15 protein-coding genes are annotated in these 17,801 nt (G+C 68.1%); 3 read left to right on the forward strand and 12 right to left on the reverse strand.

Annotated features, from left to right (window positions below; translation table 11 throughout):
- Window positions 1–42 precede the first annotated feature (42 nt).
- From ACFXHE_RS33490 to clpB, 7 genes are all read right to left on the reverse strand, one after another.
- Window positions 43–729: a lysoplasmalogenase gene (locus ACFXHE_RS33490; protein ID WP_379388680.1), complete on the reverse strand. Its 687-nt coding sequence runs from the start codon at window positions 727–729 to the stop codon at window positions 43–45.
- On the reverse strand, window positions 729–1,787 hold the full coding sequence (locus tag ACFXHE_RS33495; protein ID WP_379388681.1) for a beta-ketoacyl-ACP synthase 3: 1,059 nt from the start codon (window positions 1,785–1,787) through the stop codon (window positions 729–731). Before ACFXHE_RS33495 ends, ACFXHE_RS33490 begins: the two co-directional genes overlap by 1 nt.
- A 122-nt stretch (window positions 1,788–1,909) precedes the next feature.
- Window positions 1,910–2,455 carry an orotate phosphoribosyltransferase gene (pyrE, locus tag ACFXHE_RS33500; protein ID WP_354843337.1) on the reverse strand — a complete coding sequence of 182 codons (546 nt, stop codon included), beginning with the start codon at window positions 2,453–2,455 and terminating at the stop codon, window positions 1,910–1,912.
- Between the two features lie 8 nt (window positions 2,456–2,463).
- The gene (locus tag ACFXHE_RS33505; RefSeq protein ID WP_379388682.1) at window positions 2,464–3,291 is read right to left on the reverse strand and encodes an SDR family NAD(P)-dependent oxidoreductase; all 828 of its coding nucleotides are present in this window, start codon (window positions 3,289–3,291) and stop codon (window positions 2,464–2,466) included.
- A 148-nt stretch (window positions 3,292–3,439) separates the two neighbouring features.
- On the reverse strand, window positions 3,440–4,567 hold the full coding sequence (locus tag ACFXHE_RS33510) for a hypothetical protein (protein WP_379388683.1): 1,128 nt from the start codon (window positions 4,565–4,567) through the stop codon (window positions 3,440–3,442).
- A gap of 59 nt (window positions 4,568–4,626) precedes the next feature.
- A complete protein-coding gene (locus ACFXHE_RS33515) occupies window positions 4,627–5,508 on the reverse strand; it encodes a DUF5666 domain-containing protein (RefSeq protein WP_379388684.1) in 882 nt (293 codons plus the stop codon).
- A gap of 162 nt (window positions 5,509–5,670) precedes the next feature.
- Window positions 5,671–8,226 (reverse strand): ATP-dependent chaperone ClpB, encoded by a 2,556-nt coding sequence (clpB, locus tag ACFXHE_RS33520; protein ID WP_379388685.1) that lies wholly within the window; start codon window positions 8,224–8,226, stop codon window positions 5,671–5,673.
- A gap of 191 nt (window positions 8,227–8,417) precedes the next feature.
- On the opposite strand from clpB, the gene ACFXHE_RS33525 reads away from it, so the two are divergent.
- The 3 genes from ACFXHE_RS33525 to ACFXHE_RS33535 all read left to right on the forward strand — a co-directional run bounded on the left by ACFXHE_RS33525 (window position 8,418) and on the right by ACFXHE_RS33535 (window position 11,507).
- The gene (locus ACFXHE_RS33525; protein ID WP_379388686.1) at window positions 8,418–9,395 is read left to right on the forward strand and encodes an NADP-dependent oxidoreductase; all 978 of its coding nucleotides are present in this window, start codon (window positions 8,418–8,420) and stop codon (window positions 9,393–9,395) included.
- Between the two features lie 134 nt (window positions 9,396–9,529).
- The gene (locus ACFXHE_RS33530; RefSeq protein WP_354843320.1) at window positions 9,530–10,690 is read left to right on the forward strand and encodes an FAD-binding oxidoreductase; all 1,161 of its coding nucleotides are present in this window, start codon (window positions 9,530–9,532) and stop codon (window positions 10,688–10,690) included.
- A 31-nt stretch (window positions 10,691–10,721) separates the two neighbouring features.
- A complete protein-coding gene (locus tag ACFXHE_RS33535) occupies window positions 10,722–11,507 on the forward strand; it encodes an FAD-binding oxidoreductase (protein WP_379388687.1) in 786 nt (261 codons plus the stop codon).
- A 152-nt stretch (window positions 11,508–11,659) separates the two neighbouring features.
- On the opposite strand, the gene ACFXHE_RS33540 is transcribed toward ACFXHE_RS33535, so the two are convergent.
- From ACFXHE_RS33540 to dnaK, 5 genes are all read right to left on the reverse strand, one after another.
- Window positions 11,660–12,829 carry a globin domain-containing protein gene (locus ACFXHE_RS33540; protein WP_379388688.1) on the reverse strand — a complete coding sequence of 390 codons (1,170 nt, stop codon included), beginning with the start codon at window positions 12,827–12,829 and terminating at the stop codon, window positions 11,660–11,662.
- 675 nt (window positions 12,830–13,504) lie between these two features.
- Window positions 13,505–13,897 carry a heat shock protein transcriptional repressor HspR gene (locus ACFXHE_RS33545; protein ID WP_357005070.1) on the reverse strand — a complete coding sequence of 131 codons (393 nt, stop codon included), beginning with the start codon at window positions 13,895–13,897 and terminating at the stop codon, window positions 13,505–13,507.
- Window positions 13,897–15,075, reverse strand: a complete 1,179-nt coding sequence (gene dnaJ / locus ACFXHE_RS33550) for a molecular chaperone DnaJ (protein ID WP_379388689.1) — start codon at window positions 15,073–15,075, stop codon at window positions 13,897–13,899. Before dnaJ ends, ACFXHE_RS33545 begins: the two co-directional genes overlap by 1 nt.
- Before the next feature lie 54 nt (window positions 15,076–15,129).
- A complete protein-coding gene (grpE, locus tag ACFXHE_RS33555; RefSeq protein WP_379388713.1) occupies window positions 15,130–15,714 on the reverse strand; it encodes a nucleotide exchange factor GrpE in 585 nt (194 codons plus the stop codon).
- 20 nt (window positions 15,715–15,734) lie between these two features.
- Window positions 15,735–17,573 (reverse strand): molecular chaperone DnaK, encoded by a 1,839-nt coding sequence (dnaK, locus tag ACFXHE_RS33560; protein WP_364619978.1) that lies wholly within the window; start codon window positions 17,571–17,573, stop codon window positions 15,735–15,737.
- Window positions 17,574–17,801: the final 228 nt, after the last annotated feature.

The following is a 17,801-nucleotide window of genomic DNA, read 5'->3' on the forward strand; positions in this document are numbered from 1 at the left end:
ACCGGCAGCGGTTGCAGATGACAGATACGGTGACCTATTCGGTTACCGATGCGCGCGGGGATCCGCGAGCAGGTATTGCGCGGCGGCATATGTGCCGAGAATGACGCCCTCACTGATCCGGCGCGACTTCTCACCGCGCGCGAAAATGCGCCGCAGCACGATCAATCCGTCGGACAGCGTGAACAACAGCGCACCCACGCCCAATCGGCTGCGCGGGTCCGCATTCGGAATGTTCACGCCCGCAATATTCTTCGCGTCCCGGGCCAGTTCCGGATCGGACGCCAGCGTGGCCGCCGTGCCGAGGGTCGCGCCGTAGGCGGTGAGCGGCACCACGATCGCCGGGGCCTTGAACCGCATCAGCGTCGCCGCGCCCAGCCAGGCCGCCAGGCGCGGAACCGCGATCTGCGCGCGCGGCCGGCCGCCGCGCCGGAACCACAACCACGAATACCCGGTCTGCATGACCGCGAAAGACGAAGCGCCGGCTATCAATCGGCGATCGTCATCGGGATCGATGAGCAACACGTCGCCGACCGTGGCCGCGGCCAGCGACCCGAGCAGCACCGTGCGATCGGTGCGATGCAGAGCTGCGCCGTTCACCGCCACATCGGCCGCCAGCAGCGGCATCAGCAAAGGCTTTGCGGCCCACTGCAATTTCTCGCGGCCGGTGACGGCGCCGAACACCGTCACCACCGCCGCGCCGACGAACGCGGCGCGGAACGGGCGGGCCATCAGAAGCTGGGTTCGGCCGGCGCGGGCGGCAGCACCGCGACCTGACCGGCGTAGGACAGGCCCGCGCCGAAGCCGAGCAGCAGGGCCAGCTGACCGCCCTTGGCCTTGCCGGTCACCAGCATCTCCTCCATGGCCAGCGGAATCGAGGCCGCGGAGGTGTTGCCGGTGTTCTCGATGTCATTGGCCATCGGGATGTCGTCGGCGAGCCCGAGGTTCTTCCTCATGAGCTCGTTGATACGGGCATTGGCCTGGTGCGGGATGAACACCTCGATGTCCTCCTTGTGCACGCCGGACTGCTCGATGGCACTCGACAGCGCGCGCGGCAGGGTGACCGCGGCCCAGCGGAAGACCTTGGGGCCCTCCATGTGCAGCGACATGCGGCCCACCGGCTCGACGGCCGGGTCGGTGCCCTGCAGGCGCTGCGCCTTGTTCATGAACTCCAGGAAGTCGACGTCCTGCGCGATGGCCTCGGCGTTCTCGCCGTCGGAACCCCACACGGTCGGCGAGATGCCGTTCTCCTCGCTGGGCCCGACCACGACCGCGCCCGCGCCGTCGCCGAAGATCATGGCGGTGCCGCGATCCTTCGGGTCCAGGCCCACGGTCATCGTCTCCGCGCCGATCACCAGGATGTATTCGGCCGAGCCGGAGCGGATCATGTCGGTGGCGACACCCAGGCCGTAACCGAACCCGCCGCAGCCGGAGGTCAGGTCGAAGGCCGGGATGCCGTTCATGCCGAGGTCGGCGGCGACGCTCGGCGCACCGTGCGGGGTCAGTTTGAGCCAGCTGGAGGTGCAGAAGAGCAGCGCGCCGATCTTGGACCGGTCGATGCCGGTGTTGTTCAGCGCCCGGTTGCCCGCCGCCACCGCCATGGTGCGCAGCGTCTCGTCACCGGAGATCCAGCGCCGGTTGTGGATGCCGGTGCGCTCGAAGATCCACTCCGGGGTGGAGTCCAGGACCTCGCACACTTCGGCGTTGCTGACCAGGCGCTGGGGCCGGTAGGCGCCGATGCCGAGCATCGCAACATTTTGATGACCCTTGTTGATTGCAATGCTCACCACTGGTGACTCACACGACCCTTCGCAACACCTTTGTCGGACGTAAGACCAGCACCAGGCTAACCCAGAGCAAGGGTTCAGCCCAGAGCAAAGTCTTGTTAACCCTTCGGTAAGGACCTAAGTCCTCACCCCAGGGCGAGGTCCTTCAGACCCAGGATCGACCGGTACTCCAGACCCTCGGCCGCGATGATGTCGTCGGCGCCGGTCTCACGGTCCACCACGGTGGCCACACCGACCACGATGGCGCCCGCCTCACGGAGCGCGCGCACCGCGGTGAGCGGGGAGTTTCCGGTCGTGGTGGTGTCCTCGACCACCAGCACCCGCTTGCCCACGATGTCCGGGCCCTCGATCTGACGCTGCATGCCGTGCGTCTTGGCGGCCTTGCGGACCACGAAGGCGTCGATGGCCCGGCCGGGCGCGTGCATGACCGCGGCCGCCACCGGGTCCGCGCCCATGGTGAGCCCGCCCACCGCGTCGAAGTCCCAGTCCGCCACGAGTTCGCGCAGTAGCTTGCCGATGAGCGGGGCCGCCTCGTGGTGCAGGGTGGCGCGGCGCAGGTCCACGTAGTAGTCGGCTTCCTTGCCCGAGGACAGGGTCACCCGGCCGTGCACCACGGCGAGGTCGCGCACCAGAGCCGCGAGTCTGTCCCGGTCGGTGGTCGTTACCTGCATTGCTTTCTCTATGTCCTTCCGCGTGCGTTGAACAGGCCCCGGTTCAGGCGGGTCACCAGGGATCGTGGGATGAACCCGGCGATCGCGACGATCGCTTTGTACTGCATTCCGGGCACGCTGATCACCCGGTCTCTCTCCAGATCATGCAGCGAACCCGCCACCACCTCGTCCACGCTCAACCACAACGGTCGCGGTAGCGAGGCCATGTCGATTCCGGCCCGCTCATGGAATTCGGTGCGGACGAATCCCGGGCACAAGGCCTGCACCCGGACTCCGGTTCCGGCCAGCCCGCCGGCCAGCCCCTGAGAAAAGGATACGACGTACGCCTTGGAGGCCGAATAGGTCGAACCCCGTCCGGGTATCAGTCCCGCGGTGCTGGCCACATTGACCACGGTGCCCTTGGCCGCGTGCAGCATGGGAGGCAGGGCCGCCCGGGTCAGCTGTACGACAGCGGTGACATTGACATCCAGTTGCTGCTGCAGGGCGTCCGGCTCCAGCGTCCAGAACTCGCCCGACATGCCGAATCCCGCATTGTTGACCAGGAATTCGACGCCCTGTGCCAGGCGTTCGGCCACCCGGCCGAGGTCGGCGGAGCGGCCCAGGTCCGCGGGCAGCGTCTCGGCTCGCGCGCCGAAACGCACCCGCACATCGTGTGCCAGCGCGGCCAGCCGATCCTCATCCCGCGCCACCAGCACCAGGTCGTAGCCGAGCGCGGCGAGCCGGGTGGCGTACGCCTTGCCGATGCCGGAGGTCGGTCCCGTGATCAAGGCCACCGGGCGGTGGGCACCCGGCAGGCGCGGGGCGCCCGCCGGACGATCAGGGGAACTCTCGGTCATCGGCGGCCCATCACTCGCACGACTGGGGAGCGGTCGGCGATGACCGGAACTGCGCCCCCATTCTGATCCCTGACCGACCCGCACGCGGCGAATTCGCGCAGACACCACGTGGCTGCGGCGTGCCGCGCGCGGACACGGCCGGGGTGGGTCACCTCGGCGCGGGTCCCTGGTAGGGGCGGAACCCCGGATGGAACGGGCCGCCGGGCGGGGCGCTGCGACCCTGGTCCCTGCGCCAGCCCTCCTCGGGCTCGCGGTCGGACTCGGATTCGTCGCGCCAATCCTCGGATTCCGGTTCCGCCCAACGGTCTTCGTCCCCGGGGCGGCGCCGGTCGTCCTCGTCGTACCGATCCGGCTCCTCCCCCTCGGGGGCGGGCGGCCAGTTGCGGCGCGGGCGGTTGCGCGGGTCCGGCACGACTTTCAGTGCGGGACGCCAGTTTTCGGGCTCGTCGTCCGGTTCGCTCGCGCCGGCGATATCGCTGACCAGCGGGGGCTCGTAGTCGTCGGCTTCCTCGGCGCGCGGGCGGGCCGGGCGGTCCTGGCCGCGCGGGCGATCGCGGTCGTCGTCGCCGAAGTCACCGAATTCGTCGTGGCCGTCATAGTCGTCGTCCTCGGGAACCGGGTGCGAGCGACCGGGTTCGGGGAGTTCGTCGCGGCCGCGCTCGGCATTGATGACCGGCGGCAGCACGTGCAGCAGGCCCGACAGCCGCAGCACCGCGTCGATGGCCATCTCCCAGTCCTTGGCCACGGCCCCGACCGGCAGCATGCCCAGAGTCCAGTTGCCCTCGGACCACAGCTGCTGCACGGTGTCGGGCAGCGACTCGATGAACGCCACCATGCGCTGATCCACCGCGTGCCGGGCGACGTCCGGGTTGGTGGCGAAGACCACCCGGTCGCCGATGGCGCCGAGCAGCTCCAGATCGTGATCCTTCGGCGGCGCCGCTGTTTTCAGCCGCAGGTCGATGTCGATGTCCGAGCCGATCTGCCGGCGCACCGCGACCAGGGTGGCGGCGTCCTCCAGATCGAAGAGCACGAACTTCTCACCCTTGCGGTTGCCCGACACCACGTCCACCGCGGACAGGTAGCCGAGCTTGGCCAGGGCGCCGCGCCGCCAGGTGGAGGCGAGCGCGGGCTCCACCGAAACATAGGTGTAGCCCTGGGATTTCGCCCAGACCTGTCGCACGTGCCCGGTGCGCTGCCGCTGCAGCCGATCGAAATAGAGCAGCACGATCGCACCCACGAGCGCGATCGCCGCCAGCCCGAACCATATTGCCGTCATCGCCGCCTACCCTATCCATCCGAGCGCGCGAATGCCCGGCACGCCCGCAGAGTCGTTTGTCATCGGGTCCCGCTCGGCATCGAGGTGCTGATGATCAGCTTCGCCTGGATGGATCCGTCGGCGTTCTTGTCGCCCTGGACCATGATCACCTCGCCGACCGGCAAGTCCGAAACCTTGGTGCTGCCCAGGGAAATCACCTGTGTCCTGTTGTCGGTCTTCACGGTCGCCGTGCCACCGGACAGGGTGGTGATGGTGAGGGTGGAACCGTCGTTGTTCGAGATGGTGCCCATGTTCGCACCCAGCTCGTCCAGATCGCCCAGGCCCGGGATGGTGGGAATGCCGCTGGGCAGGGGTAGGGCCGAGGAGTTGCCGGGCAGGCTCGGCGCCGGGTACCCGGAGGTCCGGACGCTGCCGGGTGCGGCGCTGTTCGACGAATCGTTGTTCGACAGCAGGGTTCCCGCCGCGACGCCGACAATGGCGACCACGATGACCGCGGCGATGCCCAGCGCGATCCACATGGTGGTCCGGCGGGGCGGCGGGGGCGGGACCGGATGCTGCGGGAAGCCCGCGGGCTGATATCCACCGGTCGGCATTCCCGGACCACCCGGGTAACCGGGCCCGCCCGCGGCGGGCGGATATCCGGGCGCGCCATAGCTGCTCGTGGGGGCATACCCGGGCTGGCCCGGGTAGACGGCGGTCGGCTCGTAGCCGCCGCCGGTCTCGTATCCACCCCACTGCGCGTCCGCCGGCGGCAGCACGCGGGTGGAGTCGGGGCCGGGCGGCTGCCCGAAATAGTCGACCGGATCAGCGGGTATGGCCTCGGTGGGCCCGTAGCCCGCGGCGCTATCCGAGGGGTAGCCGCCAGGTGCGGCCTGCTCGGCGGGCCCCTCCCCCGGGCCCGGTTCCGGCCGCCGCGACCACGGATCGCTCGGATCAGTCATGGCCTCCAGGGTAGGCGGCCGACCCGTCCCGAGCCGCGAACTCGACCGGACGGTTCCCAATTCGCGGACCGTTCACACCTCGAAACCGGCAGGGCTCGGTCGCCCGGCACGAGCAAGGCCCCCGCCGAGCCGAAGCTCGCGCGGGGGCCCGGGTCCGCTGGGTCAGCGGCCGACGATGAGGGTGTCGCCGTCGGGGGTGACGTTGACCTTCACCGTGTCACCGTCCTGCACCTCGCCGGCCAGCAGCTCCTTGGCGAGCGAGTCGCCGATGGCCTGCTGGATGAGGCGGCGCAGCGGGCGCGCACCGTACGCCGGGTCGTAGCCGCGCACGGCCAGCCAGAAGCGGGCCGAGTCGGACACGTCCAGCTTCAGGCGGCGCTGGGACAGGCGCTTCTGCAGCTGGTTCAGCTGGATGTCGACGATCCGTTCCAGCTGCTCCTCGTCGAGCGCGTGGAACATGACCACGTCGTCGAGCCGGTTCAGGAACTCCGGCTTGAAGGCGCGGCGCACCGCGTTCATGACCGCGTCCTTGTCACCGCCCGCACCCAGATTGGAGGTCAGGATGAGGATGGTGTTGCGGAAGTCGACCGTGCGGCCCTGGCTGTCGGTCAGCCGGCCCTCGTCGAGCACCTGCAGCAGGATGTCGAAGACGTCCGGGTGGGCCTTCTCGATCTCGTCGAACAGCACCACCGTGTACGGGCGTCGCCGCACCGCCTCGGTGAGCTGGCCGCCCTGGTCGTAGCCGACGTAGCCGGGGGGCGCACCGACCAGGCGGGCCACCGAGTGCTTCTCGCTGTACTCGCTCATGTCGATGCGGACCATGGCGCGCTCGTCGTCGAACAGGAAGTCCGCCAACGCCTTCGCGAGTTCGGTCTTACCGACACCGGTCGGGCCGACGAACATGAACGAGCCGGTGGGCCGGTTGGGGTCGGCGACCCCGGCCCGGGCGCGGCGCACGGCATCCGAAACCGCTTGCACGGCTTCCGGTTGCCCGACGACCCGGTTGCCCAGTTCGTCCTCCATGCGCAGCAGCTTCTGGGTCTCGCCCTCCATCATCTTGCCCACGGGGACACCGGTCCACGACGACACCACCTCGGCGATATCGTCCGGCCCGACCTCCTCCTTGAGCATGACGTCGCCGTCGGCGGCGGTCTTCGCCTTGGACTCGGCCTCGGCGAGTTCCTTCTCCAGCTTGGGGATTCGCCCGTACCGGAGTTCGGCGGCCTTGTTGTAGTCGCCGTCGCGCTCGGCCCGCTCGGATTCGCCCTTGAGCGACTCCAGCTCCTCCTTGAGCACGCTCACCGCGTCGATGGCCTGCTTCTCGTTCTGCCAGCGGGTCATCAGCTGGTTGAGCTTCTCGCGGTCGTCGGCGAGCTCCTGGCGCAGCTTCTCCAGCCGCTGCTTGGACGCCTCGTCGGTCTCCTTGGCCAGCGCCACCTCTTCGATCTCGAGGCGCCGCACGACGCGTTCGATCTCGTCGATTTCCACTGGGCGGGAATCGATTTCCATGCGCAGCCGCGAGGCCGACTCGTCGACCAGGTCGATGGCCTTGTCCGGCAGGAACCGTGAGGTGATGTAGCGGTCGGACAGGGTCGCCGCGGCCACCAGCGCGGAGTCGGTGATCCGCACGTGGTGGTGGTTCTCGTAGCGCTCCTTGAGCCCGCGCAGGATGCCGACGGTGTCCTCCACCGACGGCTCGCCCACCAGCACCTGCTGGAACCGGCGTTCCAGGGCCGCGTCCTTCTCGATGTGCTGCCGGTATTCGTCGAGGGTGGTGGCGCCGACCAGCCGCAGCTCGCCGCGGGCCAGCATGGGCTTGATCATGTTGCCCGCGTCCATGGCGGATTCGCCGGTGGCGCCGGCGCCGACGATGGTGTGTAGCTCGTCGATGAACGTGATGATCTGTCCGGCAGAGGATTTGATCTCCTCCAGCACGGCCTTCAACCGCTCCTCGAACTCACCGCGGTACTTGGCGCCGGCCACCATCGCGCCCAGGTCGAGCGAAACGAGCTTCTTGCCGCGCAACGATTCCGGGACGTCACCCGCCACGATGCGCTGGGCCAGGCCCTCCACGATGGCGGTCTTGCCGACGCCGGGCTCGCCGATCAGCACCGGGTTGTTCTTGGTGCGACGGCTCAAAACCTGTACAACACGGCGGATTTCGGTGTCGCGGCCGATGACCGGGTCCAGCTTGCCCTCGCGGGCGGCGGCGGTCAGGTCGGTGGAGTACTTCTCCAGCGCCTGGTACGAGCCCTCCGGATCCGGCGAGGTGACACGGGCGTTGCCGCGCACGGCGGTGAAGGCCTCGCGCAGGGCGTCGGCGGTCGCGCCGTACTTCAGCAGCAGTTGCTGAACGTCGGAGTCACCGGCAGCCAGGCCGTAGACCAGGTGCTCGGTGGAGACGTATTCGTCGCCCAGCTCGGTGGCCAGCCGCTGGGCGGAGCTGAGCGCAGCGATGGCTTCGCGCCCGAGATTGGGGGTGGTGGTGGCGCCGGTGGCCCGGGGCAGCCGGTCCACGATCTCCTGGGCCTCGCGCCGCACCGTCGCCGGGTCGACTGCGACGGCCTTGAGCAGCGGTGCGGCGATGCCGTCGATCTGATCCAGCAACGCCACCAGCAAGTGCGCCGGACGGATTTCCGGGTTTCCGGCGACGGCTGCCGCCTGTTGCGCGGCGGTCAGGGCCGCCTGGGTCTTGGTGGTGGGATTGAACGAGTCCACTGTCACCTTCCTACTTGTCGTTGCTCTCTACAACGCGATAGAAGTTGAGTCTGTTCCGCTCAAGTCTGACCAGTTTTCGACGCCAGGTCCAGAGTCCGAAGCCGGTTCCTACGCTACGCGTACGATGACTCCATTCGTTGACGCATCACACCAGCTCATCCATCCCGGTTTCCGAATGAATGGAGCAGCAAATGCGCGCGATCGTCGTCCGTGAATTCGGGGGCCGCCCCGAGCCCGCCGACATGCCCACCCCCGAGGCCGGACCGGGCCAGGTCCAGATCCAGCTCGAGGCCGCCGGGGTCAACCCGCTCGACCAGCGGATCATCGACGGCTTCCTGGACGGCCAACTGCCGCACGACTTTCCGCTGATCCCGGGCACCGACGGCGCGGGCACGATCAGCGCGGTGGGCGCGGGGGTGAACGACTTCGAGGTCGGGGAGCGAGTGGTCGGGAAGTTCTTGAACCCGCCGGTCGGGCACGGCACCTTCGCCGAGTACATCGTGGCGCCGCACGACAGCGCCCTCGCCAAGCTGCCGGACGAGGTCTCCGCCATTCGCGGCGCCGCCCTGCCGACCGCGGGCATCACGGCCCTGGACCTCATGCACGCCGCCGGGGTCACCCGCAACCAGAAGGTGCTGGTCGTGGGCGCCTCGGGTGGCGTCGGCTCCTATCTGGTGCAGCTCGCGGCGCTCGCCGGCGCGCACGTCATCGCCACCGCCCGCCCCGACGACACCGATCGGATGATCCGGCTGGGCGCGACCGAGGTGGTGAACTACGGCCGGATCACCGTCACCGACTCCCCCACCCACGCCGAGGGCTCGGAGTTGTCGGTCGCGGATTCGGTGCGGATCACCGATCCCGGCGGCATCGACGTGCTGTTCGATCTGGTCAGCCCGCCGCCGGTTTTCGCCGACAACGCGAGCCTGGTCAAGTCCGGCGGTTCGGCCTATTCGACCATCTGGTCCGCCGACGAGGCGGATCTGCAGGCCCGGGGCGTGCACGGCGGCAACCTCCAATCCCACGGCGGCGCAGCCGAATTGCGCGAGCTGCTGCGGATGGTCGGCGACGGCGACCTGATGGTCCCGATCAGCGCCATGCCGCCGCTGGCCGAGGCCCCCGGCGTGATCGGCGCATCCGGCGCACGCGGCAAGATCGTCCTGGTGATCTGAACTCCGGGTTACGCAAAACGATCGGCCTCCGGCTATATCCGTGCGACCACCGCGTTTTAAGGGATACTTGACGCGGAGGGCCGCCTGGCAGCAGGCGTTCCGGGGTAGCAGCACAGGAAGGAAAGCTCGACGTCGTGGATGCGCGTTCGGCAGCGCTGGTCCGCGCAAACTTTCGGACAGTCGTCGAGGCCCCCAACGGGCCTGAACGGCTGATCAGCGCGTTCTACGGTCATCTTTTCGCAGAGATTCCCGCCCTGCGGGAACTGTTCCCCTCCGCCATGGACATGCAGCCGAAACGGTTGGTCACGGCCATCTCGTTCGTGCTCGACAACCTGGAGGACTGGGATCGCGCGCAACGCTTCCTGGAGCAACTCGCGCGCGACCATCGCAAGTACGGGGTGGAGGCGGCGCACTACGACATCGCCGGGCGCGCCCTGCTCCACGCCTTCCGCAGCTACAACGGCACCGCGAACTGGAGCCGGCAGCTGGAGGCAGGCTGGCGCGACATCACCATCCTGATCTCGGCGTCCATGGCGATCGGCGCCAATTCGGATAAGTCGCAACCGTATTGGGAGGCGACGGTGGTCGGGCACCGGCGGGTGGTGGACGATCTGGCCATCGTCCGGCTGCAGACCGACACCCCGATCCCCTATCAGGCCGGGCAGTACGTACCGGTGGCCATTCCGCAGCGGCCCAAGATGTGGCGCTACCTGTCGCCGGCCATCCCCACCAATCCGTACGGCGAGATCGAGTTCCATGTGCGGAAGGTGCGCACCGGCTGGGTGAGCCCGGGCATCGTGAACGAGACCCAGGTCGGCGACCGGTGGATGATCGCCGCGCCGCTGGGTGGTCTGCACGTGGATCTGAGCCGCCGCAAGGATGTGCTCATGATCGGGTCCGGCACCGGCATCGCCCCGCTGCGGGCACAGCTCATCGAGATGGGCCGGCGCGGCATCAATCCGCGTGTGCACCTGTTCATGGGCGGGCGCTACCCGTGTGATCTCTACGATGTGGAGAACATGTGGCAGCTCTCGCAGTCCAATCCGTGGCTCACGGTGGTCCCGGTCTGCGAGAACGAGACCAACCCGTGGTGGCACCCCTATCCGCCGGCGGAGACGCCGTTCGGCATGCATCGGCGGCTGATCGGCAATCTGGGCGCGGTGGTGGCCAGCTTCGGCGCCTGGGCCGATCGCCAGATCCAGATCGCCGGCTCGGCCCGCATGATCGCCGACACCAAGCGCGCCCTGCTCGCGGTGGGCACGCCGACGTCGGCGATAAGCTCGGATCCGGTGTAGTGCACGGCCTTTCGACAATCAGGAGTTATCGGTGACGCTCGGCCCGGACGAGACCGGAGAGCTCGCGCTCGGCGCGCAGACGGAGTGGAACGCCACGGTGGTGGGTGCGCACCGGCTGCGCGAGGACACCACGGTGGTGCGGCTGATCGGCGAGTTCGTGCCGTTCGCGGCGGGCCAGTCGGTGGAGGTGCGCACGCCGCAGCATCCGAACATGGTGCGCCGCCTGTATCCCGCGCTGCCGCCCTCGCTGGACGGCAAGCTGGAATTCCATGTGCGCACGGTGCCGGGCGGCTGGTGCAGCGGTTCCATCGTCGCCGACTCGCATCCGGGCGACGAATGGCGGATCAGCGCGCCCGCGGGCTGGCTGACGGTGGAACCGGAGGCCACCGAGGTGGTCATGATCGCCGACGGGGTCGGGCTCGCGCCGATGCGCGCGCTGCTGCTGGATCTGTCGCGCCGGGAGCAGCCGCCGCGCACCCACCTGTTCGTGGGCGGGCGCTACCCGCGCGACCTCTACGCCTCCGACATGCTCTACCTGCTGACCGGTGAATTGCCGTGGCTCACGGTCGTTCCCGTGGTGCAGAACGAGTACGACCCGGATTTCGTCGACACCTGGTACGAGCAGTGCCGGGTGGACATCGGTTTCCGCCCGGAGGAGATGATGCCGGGCACCATCGCCGACATCCCGGAACGCTTCGGCCCGCTGGACCACCACCAGATCCTGGTCTGCGGCGGCGCGGCCATGGTTCGCAACACCATCGATCAGCTGGTCGCCATCGGCGCACCCGCGGAAGCCATTCGCTACGAGGGTTTTTGAAAATCGCCAACGCGACAACTGATTTCGCAAGGATCAGGGTAACTCTCCGGGTACCCCCGAGATTGCTTTGGTTCCCAACCGCCGGCACGGGTGCCCAAGTCCGAGGGCTCTCAGCCGTCCGCTGAATATCCGGGGAGGCGGGACAGCCGCGCTCAGAACAAGGGGTCGTGGCGAATGTTCTCGGTGGGGGTGCCCGCGGCCATGAGGCGGAACTTGGTGGTCTGCACCATGGACGGCGCGCCGACGATCTGCACGTCCCGGTCGTCCCAGGAGCCGTGGCTCGCCACGATCTTGCCGATCTGACCGACCACCCGCGGCTGCAGGCCCGGATACTCGCGGGTCCCGTCGGAGTCGTCGAAGTGCCACCACGGGTTCTCGGTGGACTCGGTGACCGGGTGCACGCTGAGCCACTTGTTGGCGCAGGCCAATTGGCTCAGCACCTCGAGATCGTAGAGATCGCACGGGTAGTGGCCGCCGACGAACAGATCCACCTTGGGGTTGGAGCGCCGGGCGGTCATGGCCATGAGCTGGGCGCGCAGCGGGGCGATGCCGGTGCCGCAGCCGATCATGAGCAGCTTGCGGCGGGTGTTGCGGGGCACGCCGAGCCCGCCCAGTGGCGAGCCGATCAGCCACTGCTCGCCGACCCGGCTGTGGCCGACCATGGCCGGGCTGACCCAGCCGCCGGTGACGCCGCGGATGTGGAATTCCAGTTCGCCGGAGGCATTCGCGGGGATGGCCGGGGACAGGTAGCGCCACATGCGCGGGCGGGACGGGATCTGCACGCTCATGTACTGACCGGCCGCGTACTGCATGGGCTGGTCCAGCCGCAGGCGCACGACGGCCAGATTGCGCAGTACTTCCCGGTGCTCGATGACGGTGCCGGTCCACACCGGCGGAGTGGTCTCCTGCTCGGCCGCGTTGATCATGGTGCCGGCGATGACGCCGATGCCCTCGTCCCAGGCGCGCCCGATCTCGTCGGTCCAGATCTCGGTGCCGGCGTAGGCCTCCAGCGCGCTCTTGAGCGATTTCCCCACGGCCTCATAGTGTTCGGCCACCACCCCGTACTTGCGGTGATCACGCCCGAGCTGGGCCAGGAAGGGCAGCAACCGGTCCGGCTCCTCCAGCCGGTCCACCACGTAGGCGATGGCCCTGACCAGCCGGTCGCGCTGGGCGTCCAGGGCGGCGGGGAAGTGATCGCGAACGTGGGGGTACTCCGTGAAGAGGATGGCGTAGAACGATCGCGCGAGTTTCTCGGGGCCACCTTCTTCCGCAGCAACCGCCTTGAACGTTGTTCTTATCAATGCGACGGTGCGCGAATCCATGTGTGTCACAACCCCATTTCGCAATCGAACGCAGGCGTGACCGGCGAGTGAAGTGCTGCGGGACACTCGACAGCAGCCGTTGCCAAGCAAGTGTAAGCGAGGTTAGCCAGCAACGGAACGGGACGTTTCAATAACACGGCCCTTATTCCTCGAAAACGTGAATGTTGCGGGGTATCCGAGCCGAAAACAGACTGTTCAACCGGAACACACCGTGAGACACCGGCTTTCGGACGGCGAACCTGCCTGATCCGTTTGCAAGACTCAGGAAAACAGCCATCCTGCCGCAACTGCGCCGGTCCTTGAATTCCCTTGCAGCATACGGACAAAACTCACGATTGGCGTTAATTCATAACCTACCGGTTTGTTTGCAATAAACCGGCGCCAAGAACTTCGCCAATCCCACAGCCCCCCAGGGAAACTCAGCACATTGCCCGCAACAATCGCAAGTGGTCGAGCACCCGGCCCCATCGGCAACGCCTGATACAGCAGGGAAGGGGTCGGGAGCGTTGCTCCCGACCCCTTCCCTGTCCGTTTCCCGAACGGGACAACTGATTTCGCGAGATCCGGGTAACTCCCCGGGTACCCCCGAAATAGGTTCGGCTCCCAACCGCCGGCACGGCTGCCCAACCCCAACGGCTCTCAGCCGCCCGCTGAATATCCGGGGAGGCGGGGGAGCTACTGCTTTCGCCGGTTTCTGGGCTGCCACACCACGAGAGCCGTGCTGCGCTGCGGCGGGGTCAGGTCGGGGCGGTACCCCGACCGGAGCCTTTCCACCTCGGCGGTCAACTCGCTCACCCGCTGCTGCAGCTCCTCCACCTGGTTGGTGAGTTCGATGATCCGTTTGATGCCGGCCAGGTTCACGCCCTCGTCCTGGGACAGGCGCTGCACCTCGCGGAGCAGCTCCACATCCCGGTCCGAGTAGCGCCGCCCGCCGCCCGAGGTGCGTTGCGGCGAAACCAGACCCAGCCGGTCATAGGTGCGCAGCGTCTGGGCGTGCATGCCCGCCAGCTGCGCGGCCACCGAGATCAGGAAGTACTGGGCCTCGGTCTTCTTCGGATCGGAACTCATTACGCACCTGCCCATCCCGCACGTGGATCGAACCCGCTGGTCTTCTCCGCCTCCGCGTAGCGCCGCAGCGCCTCGGCGGCATTGTCGTCCAGCTTCTGCGGTACCGCGACCTTCACCGTGACCAACAGGTCACCGGCGCCGCCGTCGCGCTTGGGCACACCGCGCCCGCGCACCCGCAGGGTCCGGCCGTCGGCGGTGCCCGGCGGCACCTTGACGCCGACACGGCCGTCCAGGGTGGGCACGGAAACCGTGGTACCCAGCACCAGTTCGGCGTACGAGACCGGCAGCACCAGGGTCAGGTCGTCGCCATTGCGGCCGAAGACCTTGTCCTGGCTGACGTGCACGGTGACGTACAGGTCGCCCGGAGGCGCGCCGCGCAGGCCCGCCTCGCCCTGACCGGCCAGCCGGATCCGCTGCCCGTCGCGCACACCCGGGGGAATGCGCACGGTGATGGTGCGGGTCCGGTTCTGGATGCCGCTACCGCGGCAGTCGACACACGGGTCGTCGATGATCGACCCGGTGCCCCGGCAGTCCTCGCACGGCTCGCTGAAGCCGAACGCGCCCTGGTTCCGGCTGACCACACCGGTGCCATTGCAGTGCGGGCAGACTCGCGGGCTGGTGCCCGGCTTGGCACCACTGCCGTGGCAGGTGGTGCAGGCGGCCGGGCTGGTCATGCGCAGCGGGACGGTCACACCCTGGGCGGCCTCGCGGAAGCCGAGGGTGGTCTCGGTCTCCACATCCGAACCGCGCCGCGGACGCGACGAGGTCCGGGTGCCGCCGCGATTGAACAGTCCGCCCAGCAGATCGCCCAGGCCGCCGTCGGCGCCACCGGCTCCGGCGCCCGCGCCGAAGATGTCGCCGAGGTTGAACTCGCCGGAGAACCCGCCGCCGGGCTGGCCGTAGCCACCCCCGGGCGAGAACCCGCCGCGGCCGAAACCGCCGCCGGCGAACAGCTTCCGGGCCTCGTCGTACTCCTTGCGCTTCTCCGGATCCGACAGCACGGCATTCGCCTCGCTGACGGCCTTGAACCGCTCCTCGGCCGTGCTGTCCCCGGGGTTCTTGTCCGGGTGCAGGTCACGGGCCAGCTTGCGGTAGGCCTTCTTGATCTCGTCCTGGGTGGCGCCGGAGGAAACACCCAGATCCTTGTAGAAGTCCTTCTCGAGCCACTCTCGATTCACCGGGCATCTCCTCCTTTCCGTGTTGTCGGTGACGCCGGGGGCGTCTGTGCGTTGTTAATCAGTGCCAGCGGCATCGGTGCCAGCGTTCGTCGTATCCGGCTGCGCCGCAGCCAGATCCGCCACACCGTCGGTGACGCCGACCAGCGCGTGCCGCAGCACGCGATCGCCGAAGCGGTAGCCCTTGCGCATCACCATGCCGAGGATCGGGTCCGCGCCACTGCCCTCGTGCTGCACGGCCTCGTGCAGGGTCGGGTCGAAAGGCTCGCCCTCCGAACCGAATTCCTCGAGGCCCTGCTTCTGCAGGGCGGTGACCAGCTTGTCCGCGACCGACTTGAGCGGTCCGTTGTCGAGGTCACCGTGCGCGCGGGCGCGATCCAGATCGTCGAGCACCGGGAGCAGTTCGCCCACGACCGCGGCCTTGGCGGTGTCGATGGCGGCCTTGCGGTCGCGCTCGACGCGGCGGCGGTAGTTGGCGTACTCCGCGGTCAGACGCTGCAGATCGGCGGTGCGCTCGGCCAATTCGGCCGTGATCGCGTCGGCGAGGGCATCCTCACTGACCTCGGGAGTTCCCTCGGCCCCGAGGGCCGCGGCGGTGTCCGCCGCGGCCTCGAAGATCTCACCCGTGGCCGAGTCGACCATGTTTTCCGGGTTCTGGTTCGTCACTTCTTCTCAGGCTCCTCGACGACCTCGGCGTCCACGACAGTGTCATCGGACTGCGGCGCGCCCGCGCCGTTGCCCTGGGCGGCCTGGTCCGCGGCCGAGGCCTCGTAGATGGCCTGGCCCAGCGCCTGCGACTCGGTGGCGAGCTTCTCCACCGCGGTCTTGATGACCGAGATGTCGGTGCCCTTGAGCGCCTCGTTCGCCTCCGCGATGGCCGCCTCGACCTTGGTCTTGACGTCCGCCGGGACCTTGTCCTCGTTGTCCTTGATGAACTTCTCGGTCTGGTGCACCAGCGACTCGGCCTGGTTGCGGGTCTCCGCCTCCTCGCGACGCGCCTTGTCCTCGGCCGCGTGCGCCTCGGCGTCCTTCACCATGCGGTCGATCTCCTCCTTGGACAGGCCGGAGCCGTCCTGGATCTTGATCGTGTTCTCCTTGCCGGTGCCCTTGTCCTTGGCGGTGACGTGGACGATGCCGTTGGCGTCGATGTCGAAGGTGACCTCGATCTGCGGCACGCCTCGCGGGGCCGGCGGGATGCCGGTCAGCTCGAACGATCCGAGCAGCTTGTTGTGCGAAGCGATCTCGCGCTCACCCTGGAAGACCTGGATCTGCACGGACGGCTGGTTGTCGTCGGCCGTGGTGAAGGTCTCCGACCGCTTGGTCGGAATGGTGGTGTTGCGCTCGATCAGCTTGGTCATCACGCCGCCCTTGGTCTCGATGCCCAGCGACAGCGGGGTGACATCGAGCAGCAGGACGTCCTTGACCTCACCCTTGAGCACACCGGCCTGCAGGGCGGCGCCGACGGCGACGACCTCGTCCGGGTTCACGCCCTTGTTGGGCTCCTTGCCGCCGGTCAGTTCCTTGACCAGGTCGGACACGGCGGGCATACGGGTCGAACCACCAACGAGCACAACGTGATCGATGTCGCCGACCGAGATGCCGGCGTCCTTGATGACCGACTGGAACGGCTTGCGGGTGCGGTCCAGCAGATCCGAGGTGATCTTCTGGAACTCGGCGCGGGTCAGCTGCTCATCGAGGAACAGCGGGTTCTTGTCCGCGTCGACCGTGATGTAGGGCAGGTTGATCGAGGTCGACTGCGAGGACGACAGCTCGATCTTGGCCTTCTCGGCAGCCTCGCGCAGGCGCTGCATGGCCATCTTGTCCTTGGTCAGGTCGATGCCCGAGGTGCCCTTGAACTTGTCGACCAGCCAGCCGACGATGCGCTCGTCCCAGTCGTCGCCACCGAGGTGGTTGTCACCGGAGGTGGCGCGGACCTCGACGACGCCCTCGCCGATCTCCAGCAGCGAGACGTCGAAGGTGCCGCCACCGAGGTCGAAGACCAGGATGGTCTGTTCCTTGTCGCCCTTGTCGAGGCCGTAGGCCAGCGCGGCGGCCGTGGGCTCGTTGACGATGCGGAGCACGTTCATGCCCGCGATCTGGCCGGCCTCCTTGGTGGCCTGGCGCTGCGCGTCCTCGAAGTAAGCGGGGACGGTGATCACGGCGTCGGTGATCTCTTCACCCAGGTAGGCCTCGGCGTCGCGCTTCAGCTTCATCAGCACGCGCGCGGAGATCTCCTGCGGGGTGTACTTCTTGCCGTCGATGTCGACAGACCAGTCCTCGCCCATGTGGCGCTTGACGGACCGGATGGTGCGGTCGACGTTGGTGACGGCCTGGTTCTTGGCGGGCTGACCGACGAGCACTTCACCGTTCTTGGCGAAAGCGACGATCGACGGCGTGGTGCGCGATCCTTCCGAGTTGGCCACGACGACCGGTTCGCCGCCTTCGAGAACGGCGATGACAGAGTTCGTGGTCCCGAGGTCGATACCGACCGCACGAGCCATGGTGGTTCCTCCTAGTTGATGTACCTGAGCGCCCCGGAATCCCTTCCGAGCGACTCCGGCGCACTGCAATCCCAGTAACACTGAGCGTGGTCGGCTCAATCCTGCACCCGCCGGCGGCGGTGCGCAACTTGAACTTGAGTCCGACTCGCTCAACCTTGCTGACCTGTCCCAACGGGGACCGCACGTCATCTATTCCACGCAGCACAAAAAAAATTCTTCGCGGGCAGG

The organism is Nocardia sp. NPDC059229, from assembly GCF_042754165.1.
Classification (GTDB): Bacteria; Actinomycetota; Actinomycetes; order Mycobacteriales; family Mycobacteriaceae; genus Nocardia.